This window comes from Enterobacter cloacae complex sp. S1 (assembly GCF_014930525.1).
Lineage (GTDB): Bacteria > Pseudomonadota > Gammaproteobacteria > Enterobacterales > Enterobacteriaceae > Enterobacter > Enterobacter hormaechei_C.
This window is the reverse complement of record NZ_JADBRE010000017.1, coordinates 277909-293183: the sequence shown is the minus strand read 5'-3', so window position 1 is coordinate 293183 and position 15275 is coordinate 277909. Positions and strand designations below refer to the sequence as shown.

Here is a 15275-nt window from a genome sequence, read left to right as displayed (position 1 = left end):
CGCGGGAGGAAACGTGCGACAACTGGCAACAATACTCTTATCTCTGGCGGTGCTGGTCACCGCTGGCTGCGGCTGGCACCTGCGCAACACCACGGCAGTGCCTGCTCAGATGAAAACAATGATCTTCGACTCATCCGATCCGAACGGACCGCTGAGCCGGGCCATTCGTAACCAGCTGCGTTTGAACGATGTTGAGCTGATCGAGAAGGGAACCCTGCGTCAGGATGTTCCTTCGCTTCGCGTCCTGAAATCAACGCTGTCACAAGATACGGCCTCGATCTTCCAGGATGGGCGGACGGCGGAATATCAGATGGTGCTTACCGTTGATGCGGCCGTCTTGATGCCAGGTAAAGATATTTACCCTATCAATACCAAAGTCTACCGCTCGTTCTTCGATAACCCGCAGACGGCGCTGGCAAAAGACGCCGAACAGCAGATTATCATCAAAGAGATGTACGATAAGGCCGCGGAACAGCTGATCCGCAGACTGCCTGCCATTGCCGCGTCGACGAAAAAAGGCGCTGACGTCATCGAAACACCGGATGCCAGCACGCCGGATATGCCAACGTCTCTGGGTAACTGATGATCAGGTTGTATCCTGAACAACTCCGCGCGCAGCTCAACGAAGGGCTGCGCGCGGCCTATCTGCTACTCGGCAATGACCCCCTGTTACTTCAGGAAAGCCTTGATGCGGTTCGCCATGCGGCAGCCGCGCAGGGTTTCGATGAGCATCATACGTTCCAGATCGATAACAGTACCGACTGGAACGCTATCTTCTCGCTTTGTCAGGCCATGAGCCTGTTTGCCTCTCGTCAGACAATCCAGATCCTGCTGCCAGAGAATGGACCTAACGCTGCTATCAATGAACAGCTGGCCATGCTGGTAAGTTTGTTACACGACGATCTGCTGCTTATCGTACGCGGCAACAAACTCACAAAAGCGCAGGAAAACGCGGCCTGGTTTACCCGGCTAGCCCCCAGTGCGGTGCTGGTCACCTGCCAGACGCCAGAGCAGGCGCATCTGCCAAAATGGGTTGCCGCGCGAGCAAAGCAGCACAATTTGCAGCTGGATGAGGCCGCCAGTCAGCTCCTGTGCTACTGCTACGAAGGCAACCTTCTGGCACTGGCGCAGGCGCTGGACAGGCTCGCCCTGCTGTGGCCCGATGGTAAGCTGACGCTGCCGCGCGTGGAACAGGCGGTGAATGATGCCGCGCACTTTACCCCCTTCCACTGGGTTGATGCGCTGCTGTCGGCGAAAAGTAAGCGTGCCCTGCACATCCTGCAACAGCTGCGCCTGGAAGGGAGTGAGCCGGTCATCCTGCTCCGTACGCTCCAGCGCGAATTACTGCTGCTGAACAACCTTAAACGCCAGTCAGCACACACGCCCCTGCGCGCCTTATTCGACAAACATCGCGTCTGGCAAAACCGTCGGGCGATGACCACGGAGGCGATAAACCGCCTGAGCCAGGAGCAGTTGCGTCAGGCAGTACAACTTCTGATGCGCGCCGAACTGACGTTAAAACAGGATTACGGCCAGTCTGTCTGGGCGGAGCTGGAGAGCCTCTCTTTGCTGCTCTGCCATAAGGCGCTGGCAGACGTATTTATCGATGGGTGATATGCATTCTTTACAGGCAATGTATGGCGGGACCTTCGACCCGGTACACTATGGGCATCTTAAGCCGGTAGAAATCCTCGCGAATTTGATTGGGTTGCAGCGGGTAATCATCATGCCCAACAATGTTCCGCCGCACCGTCCTCAGCCAGAAGCAACCAGCGAGCAGCGTAAAGCGATGCTCGCGCTGGCTATCGCCAATAAGCCTCTCTTCACGCTGGATGAGCGTGAACTGCGCAGGGATACCCCTTCCTGGACATCGCAAACGCTGCGGGAGTGGCGCGCTGAGCAAGGGCCCATGAAACCGCTGGCGTTTATTATCGGCCAGGATTCCTTGCTCAACTTTCCCAGCTGGTACCAGTACGAAACCATTCTGGAAAACAGTCATCTGCTGGTCTGCCGCCGTCCGGGCTACCCGCTGACCATGCGCGACGCACAGCATCAGCAGTGGCTTGACGCACATCTGACGGACAATATAGAAGACCTGCACAGTCTCCCCGCCGGGAAAATTTACCTCGCTGAAACGCCGTGGTTCAATATTTCCGCAACCCTCATCCGCGAGCGTCTCCAGCAGGGTTTAGACTGTGACGATCTCCTCCCCTCGCCCGTGCTGGCCTATATCCATGCGCACGGTCTGTATCAGAAAAGTACAGATGTCTGAGCATCGCCGGCGAAATTGTCCGTTAATGATTATCCTGCCTTGACAGGCTAAGCCATACTGATATCCTCCGCTGCCAGACTTTCCCGCCGATCGCTGCTTTACAGAAATTGTTTTACAAAAATGGCGATGCAATATCTGGCGGAGGGTGGGATGATACCCGCCTTCAAAAGCCGGGCGGTGACATTTGTCCCGCGACTGGCGTCAGTTCAGGTATACTGACTGACCACGAATTCATAGTTGTACAATCTCATACACCCAGGGGGAAAACTTGCAGGGTAAAGCACTCCAGGATTTTGTTATCGACAAAATTGATGACCTGAAAGGTCAGGACATCATCGCTATCGACGTTAAGGGTAAATCCAGCATCACCGACTGCATGATCATCTGCACCGGGACCTCAACTCGTCACGTTGTTTCGATTGCTGACCATGTTGTTCAGGAATCGCGCGCGGCAGGGCTGCTTCCGCTGGGCGTTGAAGGTGAAGCGACCGCTGACTGGGTGGTTGTCGATCTCGGCGATGTGATTGTCCACGTCATGCAGGAAGAGAGCCGTCGCCTGTATGAGCTGGAAAAACTCTGGGGTTAATGCGTGAAGTTGCAACTGGTCGCCGTCGGCACCAAAATGCCGGACTGGGTACAAACCGGTTTTACTGAGTATCTGCGTCGTTTCCCAAAAGATATGCCGTTCGAACTGGTGGAGATCCCAGCAGGAAAGCGCGGCAAGAACGCAGATATCAAACGTATTCTCGATAAAGAGGGAGAGCTGATGCTGGCTGCCGCAGGCAAAAACCGCATCGTGACCCTCGATATCCCGGGCAAACCCTGGGATACGCCGCAGCTGGCGCACGAACTGGAGCGCTGGAAGCAGGATGGTCGGGACGTCAGTCTGTTGATTGGCGGACCAGAGGGGTTATCTCCCGCCTGCAAAGCGGCAGCAGAACAAAGTTGGTCACTCTCGGCGCTGACGCTGCCCCACCCGCTTGTACGGGTTCTCGTGGCAGAAAGTTTGTATCGCGCATGGAGCATCACTACCAACCACCCTTATCACCGCGAGTAATGACTGACCAGGGTAATTTAAGCAGCGGATGAAACTACAGAATTCTTTTCGCGACTATACGGCTGAGTCCGCGCTGTTTGTGCGCCGGGCACTGGTCGCCTTTACGGGGATTTTGCTGCTTACCGGCGTGCTGATCGCCAACCTCTATAATCTGCAAATTGTCCGCTATACCGATTACCAGACCCGCTCAAACGAAAACCGTATCAAGCTGGTGCCCATCGCGCCCAGCCGCGGCATTATCTACGATCGTAACGGCACGCCGCTGGCGCTTAATCGCACCATCTACCAGATAGAGATGATGCCCGAGAAAGTGGATAACGTGCAGGATACCCTGAACGAGCTGAGAAGCGTTGTCGACCTGACTGATGACGATATCGCTGCGTTCAAAAAAGAGCGCGCACGTTCTCACCGCTTCACCTCCATTCCGGTAAAAACCAACCTGACGGAAGTGCAGGTCGCCCGTTTTGCCGTTAACCAGTACCGTTTCCCCGGTGTGGAAGTCAAAGGCTATAAACGCCGCTACTATCCTTACGGCTCCGCGCTGACGCACGTCATTGGTTACGTCTCCAAAATCAACGATAAAGACGTCGAACGCCTTGATAAAGACGGCAAGCTGGCTAACTACGCCGCAACCCATGATATTGGCAAGCTGGGGATCGAACGTTATTACGAAGACGTGCTGCACGGTCAGACCGGGTATGAAGAGGTTGAAGTTAACAACCGTGGCCGCGTGATCCGTCAGCTGAAAGAGGTTCCCCCGCAGGCGGGGCATGACGTCTATCTGACGCTCGACCTGAAGCTACAGCAGTATATCGAGACGCTGCTGGCGGGTAGCCGTGCTGCGGTTATTGTGACCGACCCGCGTACCGGCGGCATTCTGGCGATGGTTTCGATGCCAAGCTACGATCCGAACCTGTTCGTGGATGGCATCTCCAGCAAGGATTACTCCGGCCTGCTCAACGATCCAAACACGCCGCTGGTGAATCGCGCGACGCAGGGGGTTTATCCTCCAGCTTCAACGGTTAAACCGTATGTTGCCGTGTCTGCGCTAAGCGCGGGTGTCATCACCCGTAATACCAGTCTGTTTGACCCCGGCTGGTGGCAGTTACCTGGCTCTGAGAAACGCTACCGCGACTGGAAAAAATGGGGCCACGGCCATCTGAACGTGACCAAATCACTGGAAGAGTCGGCGGATACCTTCTTCTATCAGGTTGCCTACGACATGGGTATTGACCGTCTGTCTGAATGGATGAGCAAATTCGGCTACGGGCATTACACCGGCATAGATTTGGCGGAAGAGCGTTCCGGCAACATGCCAACCCGCGAATGGAAGCTGAAGCGCTTTAAAAAACCCTGGTATCAGGGTGACACCATTCCGGTAGGGATCGGCCAGGGCTACTGGACGGCAACGCCGCTGCAAATGAACAAGGCGATGATGATCCTCATTAACGATGGCGTTGTGAAAGTGCCGCACCTGCTGCAAAGCACCGTTGAAGACGGCAAAAAAGTGCCGTGGATACAGCCGCACGAGCCGCCGGTGGGTGACATTCATTCCGGGTACTGGGAAATCGCGAAAGACGGCATGTACGGTGTAGCCAACCGCCCTAACGGGACGGCGCACAAATATTTCGCTGGCGCACCGTATAAGGTAGCCGCGAAATCAGGTACGGCTCAGGTCTTCGGTCTGAAAGCGAATGAAACTTATAATGCACATAAAATTGCCGAACGTCTGCGTGACCACAAGCTCATGACGGCGTTTGCCCCTTATGATAACCCGCAGGTTGCGGTGGCGATGATTCTTGAGAACGGCGGCGCAGGCCCGGCGGTGGGTACCATCATGCGTCAAATCCTCGACCACATCATGCTGGGTGACAACAACACCGAACTGCCAGCTGAAAACCCGGCAGCCGCTGCGGCGGAGGACCAATAATCATGACGGATAATCCGAATAAAAAATCGCTGTGGGACAAGATCCACATCGACCCTGCCATGCTGCTGATCCTGCTGGCTCTGCTGGTCTATAGCGCCCTCGTTATCTGGAGCGCCAGCGGCCAGGATATCGGCATGATGGAGCGTAAAATCGGCCAGATCGCCATGGGTCTGGTCATTATGGTGGTGATGGCGCAAATACCGCCGCGCGTGTACGAGGGCTGGGCGCCCTATCTCTATATTTTCTGTATCATTTTGTTGGTGGCAGTAGATGCTTTCGGCGCCATCTCGAAAGGGGCGCAACGCTGGCTGGATCTGGGGATTGTCCGCTTCCAGCCGTCGGAAATCGCCAAAATCGCCGTCCCGCTGATGGTGGCGCGCTTTATTAACCGCGACGTCTGCCCGCCGTCGTTGAAAAATACCGCCATTGCGCTGGTGCTGATTTTCCTGCCGACGCTGCTCGTGGCCGCACAGCCGGACCTCGGTACTTCAATTCTTATCGCCCTCTCCGGCCTGTTCGTCCTGTTCCTGTCCGGCCTGAGCTGGCGTCTGATTGGTATCGCCGTGGTGCTGGTTGCCGCGTTTATCCCCATCCTCTGGTTCTTCCTGATGCATGATTACCAGCGTCAGCGCGTTATGATGCTGCTCGATCCCGAGACCGATCCGCTGGGCGCAGGCTATCATATTATTCAGTCGAAGATTGCGATTGGCTCCGGAGGCCTGCGTGGTAAAGGCTGGCTGCACGGTACGCAGTCGCAGCTCGAATTTTTACCGGAACGCCACACCGACTTTATCTTTGCCGTTCTGGCTGAGGAGTTAGGGCTGGTTGGCATCCTGGTGCTGCTTGCACTCTACGTGCTGCTGATCATGCGAGGTTTGTGGATCGCCGCGCGCGCGCAAACCACCTTTGGTCGCGTGATGGCAGGCGGATTAATGTTGATTTTGTTCGTTTATGTCTTCGTAAATATTGGTATGGTGAGTGGTATTCTGCCGGTTGTTGGCGTACCGCTGCCGCTGGTAAGTTACGGGGGCTCGGCACTGATCGTGTTGATGGCCGGGTTTGGTATCGTCATGTCGATCCATACCCACAGGAAAATGTTGTCCAAAAGCGTATAAAAATAAGGGGATCGCAATGCGTAAGCAGTGGCTGGGGATCTGCATCGCAGCAAGTTTACTTGCCGCCTGTACAAGTGATGATGGTCAGCAACAGGCAACCGTCGCGCCGCCGCAGCCTGCGGTCTGTAATGGCCCGATTGTTGAGATTAGCGGTGCCGATCCCGTTTATGAACCGCTGAACGCCAGCGTGAATCAGGATTATCAGCGCGACGGTAAAAGCTATAAAATCGTTCAGGATCCTTCCCGTTTCAGCCAGGCTGGCTTTGCTGCCATCTATGACGCTGAGCCCGGCAGCAATCTGACCGCGTCGGGTGAAACCTTCGATCCGATGCAGATCACGGCGGCACACCCGACGTTGCCTGTCCCGAGCTATGCACGCATCACTAACCTGGCGAATGGCCGAATGATCGTGGTGCGTATCAACGATCGCGGTCCTTACGGCACCGATCGCGTGATCTCCCTGTCCCGCGCGGCTGCCGACCGTCTGAACACCTCAAACAATACTAAAGTGCGTATCGACCCGATTATCGTGGCGCAGGATGGTTCACTGTCTGGCCCGGGCACGGCCTGTACCACGGTCGCGAAACAGACCTATGCCCTGCCCGCTCGCCCGGATCTGAGCGGTGGTATGGGGGGCGCTTCAACGCCGGCAGAGCCCGCACAGCCGCAGGGTGAAGTGCGTGCTATCAGCAACGATACGCTGCAAAGTGAAGACGCGACCGGCGCCCCGGTGAAAAGCAGTGGTTTCCTTGGCGCACCCACCACGTTAGCGCCGGGCGTGATTGAATCAAATGAACCTGCGCCCGTCGCTGCTGCACCCGCTACACAACCCGCCCCGGTGACCGCGCCTGCTGCTACGCAGACTGCGGCGCCTGCGACGGCGAGCGGCAGCTACGTGGTTCAGGTTGGCGCCGTCAGCGATCGGACCCGTGCAGAGCAATATCAGCAGCGTTTAAGCAAGCAGTTTGGCGTGCCAGGCCGCGTTGAGCAAAACGGTGCGGTATGGCGTATCCAGATGGGTCCGTTTGCCAGCAAATCGCAGGCAGCGTCCCTGCAACAGCGTTTGCAGAGCGAGGCGCAGCTCCAGTCGTTTATCGCTGTTGCAAAATAATTATTCGGTGGTATCCGAAATGTCAGTTTGTGTAAAGCACGTTAACACTCTCATGATGAAAGTCGGATGCCTGCCCGTATAGCATTTGCTATAGTAAGGCACTTTTTTTAATTCCATCACGGATGTCGTAGTTCTGACCATGAAGACCACTTTTTCTGCTCGTTTTGTGCAGCGCATGGCGCTGACCACGGCCCTTTGCGCTGCTGCGTTCTCCGCAGCTCACGCGGACGACCTGAACATCAAGACCATGATCCCTGGCGTTCCGCAGATCGACGCGGAATCCTACATCCTGATTGATTACAACTCCGGCAAAGTTCTGGCAGAACAGAACGCCGATGCCCGCCGCGATCCGGCCAGCCTGACCAAAATGATGACCAGCTATGTTATCGGCCAGGCCATGAAAGCAGGCAAATTCAAAGAAACCGACCTGGTGACCATCGGTAACGATGCGTGGGCAACCGGCAACCCGGTGTTCAAAGGTTCATCGCTGATGTTCCTGAAGCCAGGCATGCAGGTTCCGGTCTCTCAGCTTATCCGTGGCATCAACTTGCAGTCCGGTAACGACGCCTGCGTGGCCATGGCCGATTTTGCAGCGGGCAGCCAGGACGCATTTGTGGGCCTGATGAACAGCTACGTCTCCGCGCTGGGCCTGAAAAACAGCCACTTCCAGACCGTTCATGGCCTGGACGCCGAGGGTCAGTACAGCTCCGCGCGTGACATGGCGCTGATCGGTCAGGCGCTGATCCGCGATGTGCCAAACGAGTACTCTATCTACAAAGAGAAAGAGTTCACCTTCAACGGCATTCGTCAGACCAACCGTAACGGCCTGCTGTGGGACAATAGCCTGAACGTCGACGGCATCAAAACTGGCCACACCGATAAAGCCGGCTATAACCTGGTGGCCTCCGCCACTGAAGGCCAGATGCGTCTGATCTCTGCCGTGATGGGGGGACGTACGTTTAAAGGACGCGAAACGGAAAGCAAAAAGCTGCTGACCTGGGGCTTCCGCTTTTTCGAAACCGTGAACCCGCTGAAAGCGGGTAAAGAATTTGCCTCTGAACCTGTCTGGTTTGGCGATAACGACCGCGCTTCCCTGGGCGTGGACAAAGATCTCTATCTGACGATCCCACGCGGTCGTATGAAAGATCTTAAAGCCAGCTACGTGCTGAATACCACAGAGCTGCACGCCCCGCTGCAAAAGAATCAAGTCGTGGGTACCATTAACTTCCAGCTGGATGGCAAAACCATCGATCAGCGCCCGCTGGTGGTGCTGGAGGAAATTCCTGAAGGCAATTTCTTCGGCAAAATCATTGATTACATTAAGCTGATGTTCCATCACTGGTTTGGTTAAAAATTGAACACTTGAAAGTGTGATTTTGATCCCCATATACTACGTATCAGTAAAACTCCCGCCCCGTGGCGGGAGTTATTATTTTTTATACACACGCCGGAGCTGACATGAAAACCAAACTTAACGAACTGCTTGAATTCCCTACCCCTTTTACTTACAAAGTAATGGGTCTGGCGAAACCTGAGCTGGTTGATCAGGTGGTTGAAGTGGTACAGCGCCATGCGCCGGGTGACTACTCTCCATCAGTCAAACCGAGCAGCAAAGGTAACTACCACTCGGTCTCAATCACCATCACTGCGACACACATTGAGCAGGTTGAGACGCTGTACGAAGAGCTCGGCAATATCGAAATTGTTCGTATGGTGCTGTAGTCCCTCTGCGGTTACCCGGTTTGCCGGGTAACCCACTTCCCCGCTGTGATATACTCCCCGTTACCTATTCTCCCTTGTCTTCGGAGACGTCCTTTTGTACCAGGATAAAATTCTTGTCCGCCATCTTGGGCTACAGCCTTACGAGCCAGTCTCTCAGGCTATGCATGACTTTACCGATATGCGCGATGACACCACCCCTGATGAAATCTGGCTGGTTGAACACCTGCCGGTGTTTACTCAAGGCCAGGCAGGAAAAGCCGAACATTTATTGATGACGGGTGATATCCCGGTGATCCAGAGCGATCGCGGTGGACAGGTAACCTACCACGGGCCGGGCCAGCAGGTCATGTATGTCCTGCTTAACCTGAAACGCAGAAAGCTGGGCGTGCGTGAGCTCGTGACCTTACTGGAACAAACCGTGGTGAACACGCTCGCTGAGTACGGTATCGATGCTCACCCTCGCGCCGATGCCCCGGGCGTCTATGTTGGAGAGATGAAGATCTGTTCGCTGGGGCTGCGTATCCGTAAAGGTTGCTCGTTCCACGGCCTGGCGCTGAATATCAATATGGATCTGACCCCTTTCCAGCGCATCAACCCATGCGGGTATGCCGGTATGGAAATGACGCAAATGCGCCAGTGGGTCGATACCGCCACCCCTGAGAATATCCGCCCCGTGCTTCTGAAGAAGTTTTTAGCGCTGCTTAACAATCCTGACTACGAATATATTGCTGCTTAACACACTTCCGGCAGTGGTTCGGTTATTTGACCAGCCACTGCTTAATTGCCGCATTTACGCTTTACAATAAACCGCATATTCTATATTTTCGAGTCGCCCATATATTAGCGTCCCATATTAATTAGAACCTTAATAGTACCATCACCGGGTATCGTGTAACGTGCGTGATAATCACCCAACTGCTTGTTTTCGATAAACAAGGGAAACTTGCGAAACACTTTACGAATCTCTGCAAGCATAATAAATAAATTCAACTATCATTCATATTGTGAATGGATACGGAGTAAGAGCGTGGAGCCTACTAATTTACCAGCCAAACGCCTGAATGAAACCAGCGGCGAAGATAAGCCGCAAATTTTCCGGACTTTACGTAATATTGATCTCAATTTATTGACTATTTTTGAGGCGGTATATGTCCACAAAGGTATCGTTAATGCTGCGAAAATTCTTAATCTCACGCCCTCCGCTATTAGCCAGTCAATTCAAAAATTGCGCGCGATATTTCCCGATCCCTTATTTATTCGTAAAGGCCAGGGCGTAACCCCCACCGCGTACGCCACCCATCTGCATGAGTACATCAGCCAGGGTCTGGAATCGATTCTGGGCGCGCTGGATCTCACCGGCAGTTACGATAAGCAACGAACCATCACCATAGGCACCTCTCCCTCTGTGGGCGTTCTGGTCATGCCCGCTATTTACCAGGCTGTTAAACAGCATGCGCCACAGCTGCTGATCCGCAACGTGCCCGTTAACGATCCGGAAACTCAGCTGGCACAATTCCAGACGGACCTGATCATCGACAGCAATAGCTTCGCGGCCAGGGCATTAGGGCATAACGTTCTCTATACCGACTCTCTGGCGCTCGTGTGTCGTCAGAGTCATCCTGCTTTGGGCGCAGCTTTGACGCCTGAAAATTTGCGTCATTACGAACATGCAACCTTTATGTCCGAGGGGCAGGGTCCGGATCCGCTGCGCCAGCGTATTGACGAACTGTTCCCGGACCGTCTGATCAGCTTCAGCAGTTACAATATGTTTACCCTTGCGGCCCTGATTGGCAGCAGCGATTTGCTCTGTATTATGCCTGTGCGTCTCTTCACTCTGCTTCAAAAATGCTGGCCGCTGGAGAGTGTTCCATTGAGTCAACTTACGACGGAATCTGTTGAAATCTCACTGCATTACAACAAGCTAAGCCTGCGCGATCCGGTGCTGGAAAACGTCATTAACGTGATCCGTCAGGCTTTCTGATCCCGCCTTTCAGCACAAGCCCCTGCCGCATGCGGGGCAAAAGGCACAAAACAACAACTATTTTACAAATTGGCGACCTGGCAGGCTGCTTTATCGCCCCTTTAAATGATATACTGCCTGTCGTTCGTTCAAAAATAGTTGATAATTACAACATTCCCTTGAATTGAAACGCTTTCCTTCGATATTCGCAACTGGAACACGCACGCTATGAGTAAACCCATTGTGATGGAACGCGGTGTTAAATACCGCGATGCCGATAAAATGGCCCTTATCCCGGTTAAAAACGTGGCTACAGAGCGCGAGGCGCTGTTAAGAAAACCGGAATGGATGAAAATCAAACTTCCGGCCGACTCTTCGCGTATCCAGGGGATCAAAGCGGCGATGCGCAAAAATGGCCTTCACTCTGTCTGTGAAGAGGCCTCCTGCCCTAACCTTGCTGAATGTTTCAATCACGGTACCGCGACATTTATGATTCTGGGTGCCATCTGCACCCGCCGCTGTCCGTTCTGTGACGTTGCCCATGGCCGACCTGTTGCGCCTGACGCAAACGAACCGCAAAAACTGGCGCAGACGATTGCCGATATGGCGCTGCGTTATGTTGTTATCACCTCCGTTGACCGTGACGATCTGCGCGATGGCGGTGCTCAGCATTTTGCTGACTGCATTACCGCCATCCGCGAAAAAAGCCCGAACATTAAGATTGAGACGCTGGTGCCAGACTTCCGTGGCCGTATGGATCGCGCGCTCGATATCCTGACCGCGACGCCACCAGACGTGTTCAACCACAACCTGGAGAACGTACCGCGTATCTACCGTCAGGTACGTCCCGGTGCAGACTACAACTGGTCGCTGAAGCTGCTGGAGCGCTTTAAAGAAGCCCATCCGCATATTCCAACCAAGTCCGGCCTGATGGTCGGCCTGGGTGAAACCAACGCTGAGATCATTGAAGTGATGCGCGATCTGCGCCGCCACGGCGTCACCATGCTGACGCTGGGCCAGTACCTCCAGCCAAGCCGTCACCACCTGCCTGTACAGCGTTACGTGAGCCCGGATGAGTTCGATGAAATGAAAGCCGAAGCGATGGCGATGGGCTTTACCCATGCCGCGTGCGGTCCGTTTGTTCGCTCCTCTTATCACGCCGATATGCAGGCGAAGGGCGAAGAAGTGAAATAAAGCTGTAAAATTTATTTACAGTAAAACAAAAAACCGGCCTCGTGAGCCGGTTTTTTTATGCAAGCCTTGCAGCATTGCCATTACTCTTTGTGTGAAAGCTTCTGTGCAGTGATGTCATCTTCGGCACTTTTCTTCGCTGCCGCGTCGTCATCGTTCATTGCTTTCTTAAAGCCCTTAATGGCAGCACCCAGGTCTCCACCCAGCGTGCGTAACTTCTTGGTACCGAACAGCAGGACGACCAGTGCGGCAACCACCAGCAGTTTGGTAATACTAATCTCACCCATAAATACCTTCTTTACATGAAACAGGCTGCATTCCGCCAAAAAAACTGAACGTATTAACGGTCATTTGGCGCGTGCACACAATAGCAATCTGTAACAAGGTGAATCAAGCATTGTTGAAAAAAACATCACATTAATTGCGGTGGCGCAAACCTGCGGTTGCGCAGAACAGGTAATTGCTGACGCGCAAGCGCTATTCGGGCGGAAATTATCTCCGTCAGCAATAACGCAGGCGTCTCCGCTGCTGCCGCAACCGTCACCCCCAGCGGATCGACAACCCTGCTCTGCCCGATATTTTTGTTACCACATTCACCCGCGGCTACCACGTAACAAGTGGTATCCAGCGCGCGTGCTGCCAGCAGCGTTGCCCAGTGATGCTCCTTAAGCGGTCCTTTGACCCACGCGGCGGGCAGAACCAGCACCTCGGCCCCCTGCAATGCCAGGTTCAGCGCCAGCTCGGGAAAACGGATATCGTAGCAGGTCATCAGGCCAATCTTAAAACCCTCGACCTCAATCAGCGGCGGAATTACACTCCCCGGATCGACCAGGCGCGACTCCTGAACGCTGAACGCATCATACAGATGAAGTTTGGCGTAGCTCGCGACGATGGCACCCTCACGTATCGCCACCAGCGTGTTTACCGCGCGCCCCGGCGAGGACGTAATATGGACCGTCAATATGGTGGTGAGCGTGTTGCCAACGCTTTCGGCCAGCAGTCGTTTCAGAAACGCCCCTTCCAGCGTTTGCGCAGACTTTACCGACAGGTCTGGATCGCCATCATCACGGGCCAGTAACGCCTCGGGAAGTACCAGCAACGACGCCCCCTTTTGCTTCGCCTGATGCATCAGGGAGACGCATTTTTCCGCGTTTTCATTCCAGTCCGGCGTCACCGCGAACTGCCCTACTGCAACATACATAATTGTCTCCCGGTTCAAAACAGCGTTACACTTGACGCACTTACACAGCAAATAGCAGGTATTGACAGTGTTACAACTACTTATAGCCGTTTTTATTGGTGGAGGCACGGGTAGCGTTGCGCGGTGGCTCTTAAGCATGCGGTTTAACCCTCTGCATCAGGCCATTCCGATGGGGACACTGGCGGCAAATCTGATCGGGGCGTTTATTATTGGGATGGGGCTGGCCTGGTTTAATCGTATGACCAACATCGACCCTATGTGGAAGGTTCTGATTACGACCGGTTTCTGCGGCGGTTTAACAACGTTTTCTACCTTCTCTGCGGAGGTGGTCTTTCTGTTTCAGGAAGGCCGGATGGGCTGGGCGCTGACCAACATTGCCGTTAACATGCTTGGCTCGTTTGCGATGACTGCGATCGCATTCTGGTTATTTTCCTCCGCCAGCGGACATTAAGCGCGGCAACCTTAATGTTGGCTTAATTTTTCTCTGCCACTCTTGGCTCAATATTGAACGAGGGTGATAGCATGAAAGAAACTCTGTCAGGCGTGGGTATGGTATTGCTAAGCGTCGCGATCGTCGCCAGCTTCCTGAAGATCCATCTTATTGGTTGATTCAGAACGAAAAAAACCCGCTCATTGAGCGGGTTTTGAAATTCTTGCTGACGCGTCTGAATTACAGAGCGATTACGTTAGCAGCAGAAGGGCCTTTGGCACCGTTAGTGATTTCGAACTCTACGCGCTGACCTTCAGCCAGAGTTTTGAAACCATTAGACTGGATTGCAGAGAAGTGTACGAACACATCTTTGCTGCCATCTTCAGGAGTAATGAAACCGAATCCTTTGGACTCATTAAACCACTTAACGTTACCTTTAATCTTAGACATCAAAATTACCTTTACATTAAAAAACGACACAAATGCTGTGTCGGGTATCAGTACAACAATTGTGAGGCGTTTTGTCCAGCGGATATTTGATAAAAAGTGACAAAAGTCGCGTTAATTTTCGCTGTACGATTTTTATCCTTTACATTTCAATGCCTGTGCGTTTTTTGGCCGATTTAACAGAAAAATTCAGTTAAAACTGAAACCGCATCCAGGCAAAGTAAACGTTACCGTTGTTATAGGTACCCGGTATGTAGGTCATCTGAAACGTTGCCGGACCATAGCCGATGGAGGCAAGCGGCAGCAGTACCGGAACAGGAATGTATTTCCAGTTATCACGCGCCGTGAACCCTGCCGTATAGCCCAGCCCCAGACGGAAGTTGTCGTCCGATAACGGACGCCAGGTTTTTTCCCAGCCATATCCGCCAATAGGCTCCCATTTATTGTAGGAGTCCTTAAACGCCATCAGGTACAGGCCATGCCAGTTACCTTTTTCATCCCAGCGAGACTGACCGAAGCCGGCCCCCCACGGACGCTCGTTATAACGGTCAGTTTTTTCTTTATCGTAGGCAAAACGTGCATGCCACGTAATGGCCGGAATATAGAGATCGTAATGCTCAGGTTCATTCCATGTTTGCGCGACGTTATCCGTGAAGGTGGTGAACCAGCCTTTATCCGCTGTGTTGCTCTCTGCATTAACAGCAGACGCAAACGATAACTGCCCAATAATAAACAACAAAATCAGGGGAAATTTAATTCTTACAATCACAATGCCATTACCATATTTAGTATTCGGTGCAGACCTTAACACAGAATACTTGAATGAACGCTTAACAGCA

At 53.5% G+C, this 15275-nt stretch carries 18 protein-coding genes; 14 read left to right on the top strand and 4 right to left on the bottom strand.

The window, feature by feature from the left end; all coding sequences use genetic code 11:
• Positions 1-13: 13 nt before the first annotated feature.
• The 13 genes from lptE to lipA all read left to right on the top strand — a co-directional run bounded on the left by lptE (position 14) and on the right by lipA (position 12361).
• A complete protein-coding gene (lptE, locus tag IM290_RS13110; RefSeq protein WP_006809628.1) occupies positions 14-583 on the top strand; it encodes an LPS assembly lipoprotein LptE in 570 nt (189 codons plus the stop codon).
• On the top strand, positions 583-1614 hold the full coding sequence (gene holA / locus IM290_RS13105; protein ID WP_015571137.1) for a DNA polymerase III subunit delta: 1032 nt from the start codon (positions 583-585) through the stop codon (positions 1612-1614). The genes lptE and holA overlap by 1 nt, the downstream gene beginning before the upstream one ends.
• Positions 1607-2272, top strand: coding sequence for a nicotinate-nucleotide adenylyltransferase (nadD, locus tag IM290_RS13100; protein WP_193041718.1), 666 nt, complete (start codon positions 1607-1609; stop codon positions 2270-2272). Before holA ends, nadD begins: the two co-directional genes overlap by 8 nt.
• 268 nt (positions 2273-2540) lie before the next feature.
• The gene (rsfS, locus tag IM290_RS13095; protein WP_003858696.1) at positions 2541-2858 is read left to right on the top strand and encodes a ribosome silencing factor; all 318 of its coding nucleotides are present in this window, start codon (positions 2541-2543) and stop codon (positions 2856-2858) included.
• Positions 2859-2861: 3 nt separating this feature from the next.
• On the top strand, positions 2862-3329 hold the full coding sequence (gene rlmH, locus IM290_RS13090) for a 23S rRNA (pseudouridine(1915)-N(3))-methyltransferase RlmH (protein WP_003858701.1): 468 nt from the start codon (positions 2862-2864) through the stop codon (positions 3327-3329).
• Positions 3330-3357: 28 nt separating this feature from the next.
• Positions 3358-5259: a peptidoglycan DD-transpeptidase MrdA gene (gene mrdA, locus IM290_RS13085; RefSeq protein ID WP_193041719.1), complete on the top strand. Its 1902-nt coding sequence runs from the start codon at positions 3358-3360 to the stop codon at positions 5257-5259.
• 2 nt (positions 5260-5261) lie between these two features.
• Positions 5262-6374 carry a peptidoglycan glycosyltransferase MrdB gene (mrdB, locus tag IM290_RS13080; protein ID WP_015571139.1) on the top strand — a complete coding sequence of 371 codons (1113 nt, stop codon included), beginning with the start codon at positions 5262-5264 and terminating at the stop codon, positions 6372-6374.
• A gap of 16 nt (positions 6375-6390) precedes the next feature.
• Entirely contained in the window at positions 6391-7485 is a 1095-nt protein-coding gene (gene rlpA / locus IM290_RS13075) for an endolytic peptidoglycan transglycosylase RlpA (RefSeq protein WP_193041720.1), read from the top strand.
• 139 nt (positions 7486-7624) lie between these two features.
• Complete coding sequence (gene dacA / locus IM290_RS13070; protein ID WP_003858714.1) at positions 7625-8836, top strand: D-alanyl-D-alanine carboxypeptidase DacA; 1212 nt, start codon at positions 7625-7627, stop codon at positions 8834-8836.
• Between the two features lie 107 nt (positions 8837-8943).
• Positions 8944-9207: a DUF493 family protein YbeD gene (gene ybeD / locus IM290_RS13065; RefSeq protein WP_003858718.1), complete on the top strand. Its 264-nt coding sequence runs from the start codon at positions 8944-8946 to the stop codon at positions 9205-9207.
• A 94-nt stretch (positions 9208-9301) separates the two neighbouring features.
• Positions 9302-9943 carry a lipoyl(octanoyl) transferase LipB gene (gene lipB / locus IM290_RS13060; protein ID WP_017382471.1) on the top strand — a complete coding sequence of 214 codons (642 nt, stop codon included), beginning with the start codon at positions 9302-9304 and terminating at the stop codon, positions 9941-9943.
• Positions 9944-10234: 291 nt separating this feature from the next.
• Positions 10235-11188 carry a YbeF family transcriptional regulator gene (locus IM290_RS13055; RefSeq protein WP_047746789.1) on the top strand — a complete coding sequence of 318 codons (954 nt, stop codon included), beginning with the start codon at positions 10235-10237 and terminating at the stop codon, positions 11186-11188.
• A gap of 207 nt (positions 11189-11395) precedes the next feature.
• On the top strand, positions 11396-12361 hold the full coding sequence (gene lipA, locus IM290_RS13050) for a lipoyl synthase (protein ID WP_006809637.1): 966 nt from the start codon (positions 11396-11398) through the stop codon (positions 12359-12361).
• A gap of 80 nt (positions 12362-12441) precedes the next feature.
• On the opposite strand, the gene tatE is transcribed toward lipA, so the two are convergent.
• Together tatE and IM290_RS13040 are read right to left on the bottom strand one after the other, a co-directional pair.
• Positions 12442-12645, bottom strand: coding sequence for a twin-arginine translocase subunit TatE (tatE, locus tag IM290_RS13045; RefSeq protein WP_003858723.1), 204 nt, complete (start codon positions 12643-12645; stop codon positions 12442-12444).
• Positions 12646-12770: 125 nt separating this feature from the next.
• On the bottom strand, positions 12771-13559 hold the full coding sequence (locus IM290_RS13040) for a deaminated glutathione amidase (protein ID WP_047717940.1): 789 nt from the start codon (positions 13557-13559) through the stop codon (positions 12771-12773).
• 67 nt (positions 13560-13626) lie between these two features.
• Between IM290_RS13040 and crcB the strand changes: the two genes are divergently transcribed.
• Entirely contained in the window at positions 13627-14010 is a 384-nt protein-coding gene (crcB, locus tag IM290_RS13035) for a fluoride efflux transporter CrcB (protein ID WP_017382474.1), read from the top strand.
• A gap of 219 nt (positions 14011-14229) precedes the next feature.
• Here crcB and cspE read toward each other — a convergent pair whose 3' ends face one another.
• Together cspE and pagP are read right to left on the bottom strand one after the other, a co-directional pair.
• Positions 14230-14439 carry a transcription antiterminator/RNA stability regulator CspE gene (gene cspE / locus IM290_RS13030; protein WP_002439184.1) on the bottom strand — a complete coding sequence of 70 codons (210 nt, stop codon included), beginning with the start codon at positions 14437-14439 and terminating at the stop codon, positions 14230-14232.
• A gap of 190 nt (positions 14440-14629) precedes the next feature.
• The gene (gene pagP, locus IM290_RS13025) at positions 14630-15205 is read right to left on the bottom strand and encodes a lipid IV(A) palmitoyltransferase PagP (RefSeq protein ID WP_032647688.1); all 576 of its coding nucleotides are present in this window, start codon (positions 15203-15205) and stop codon (positions 14630-14632) included.
• Positions 15206-15275: the final 70 nt, after the last annotated feature.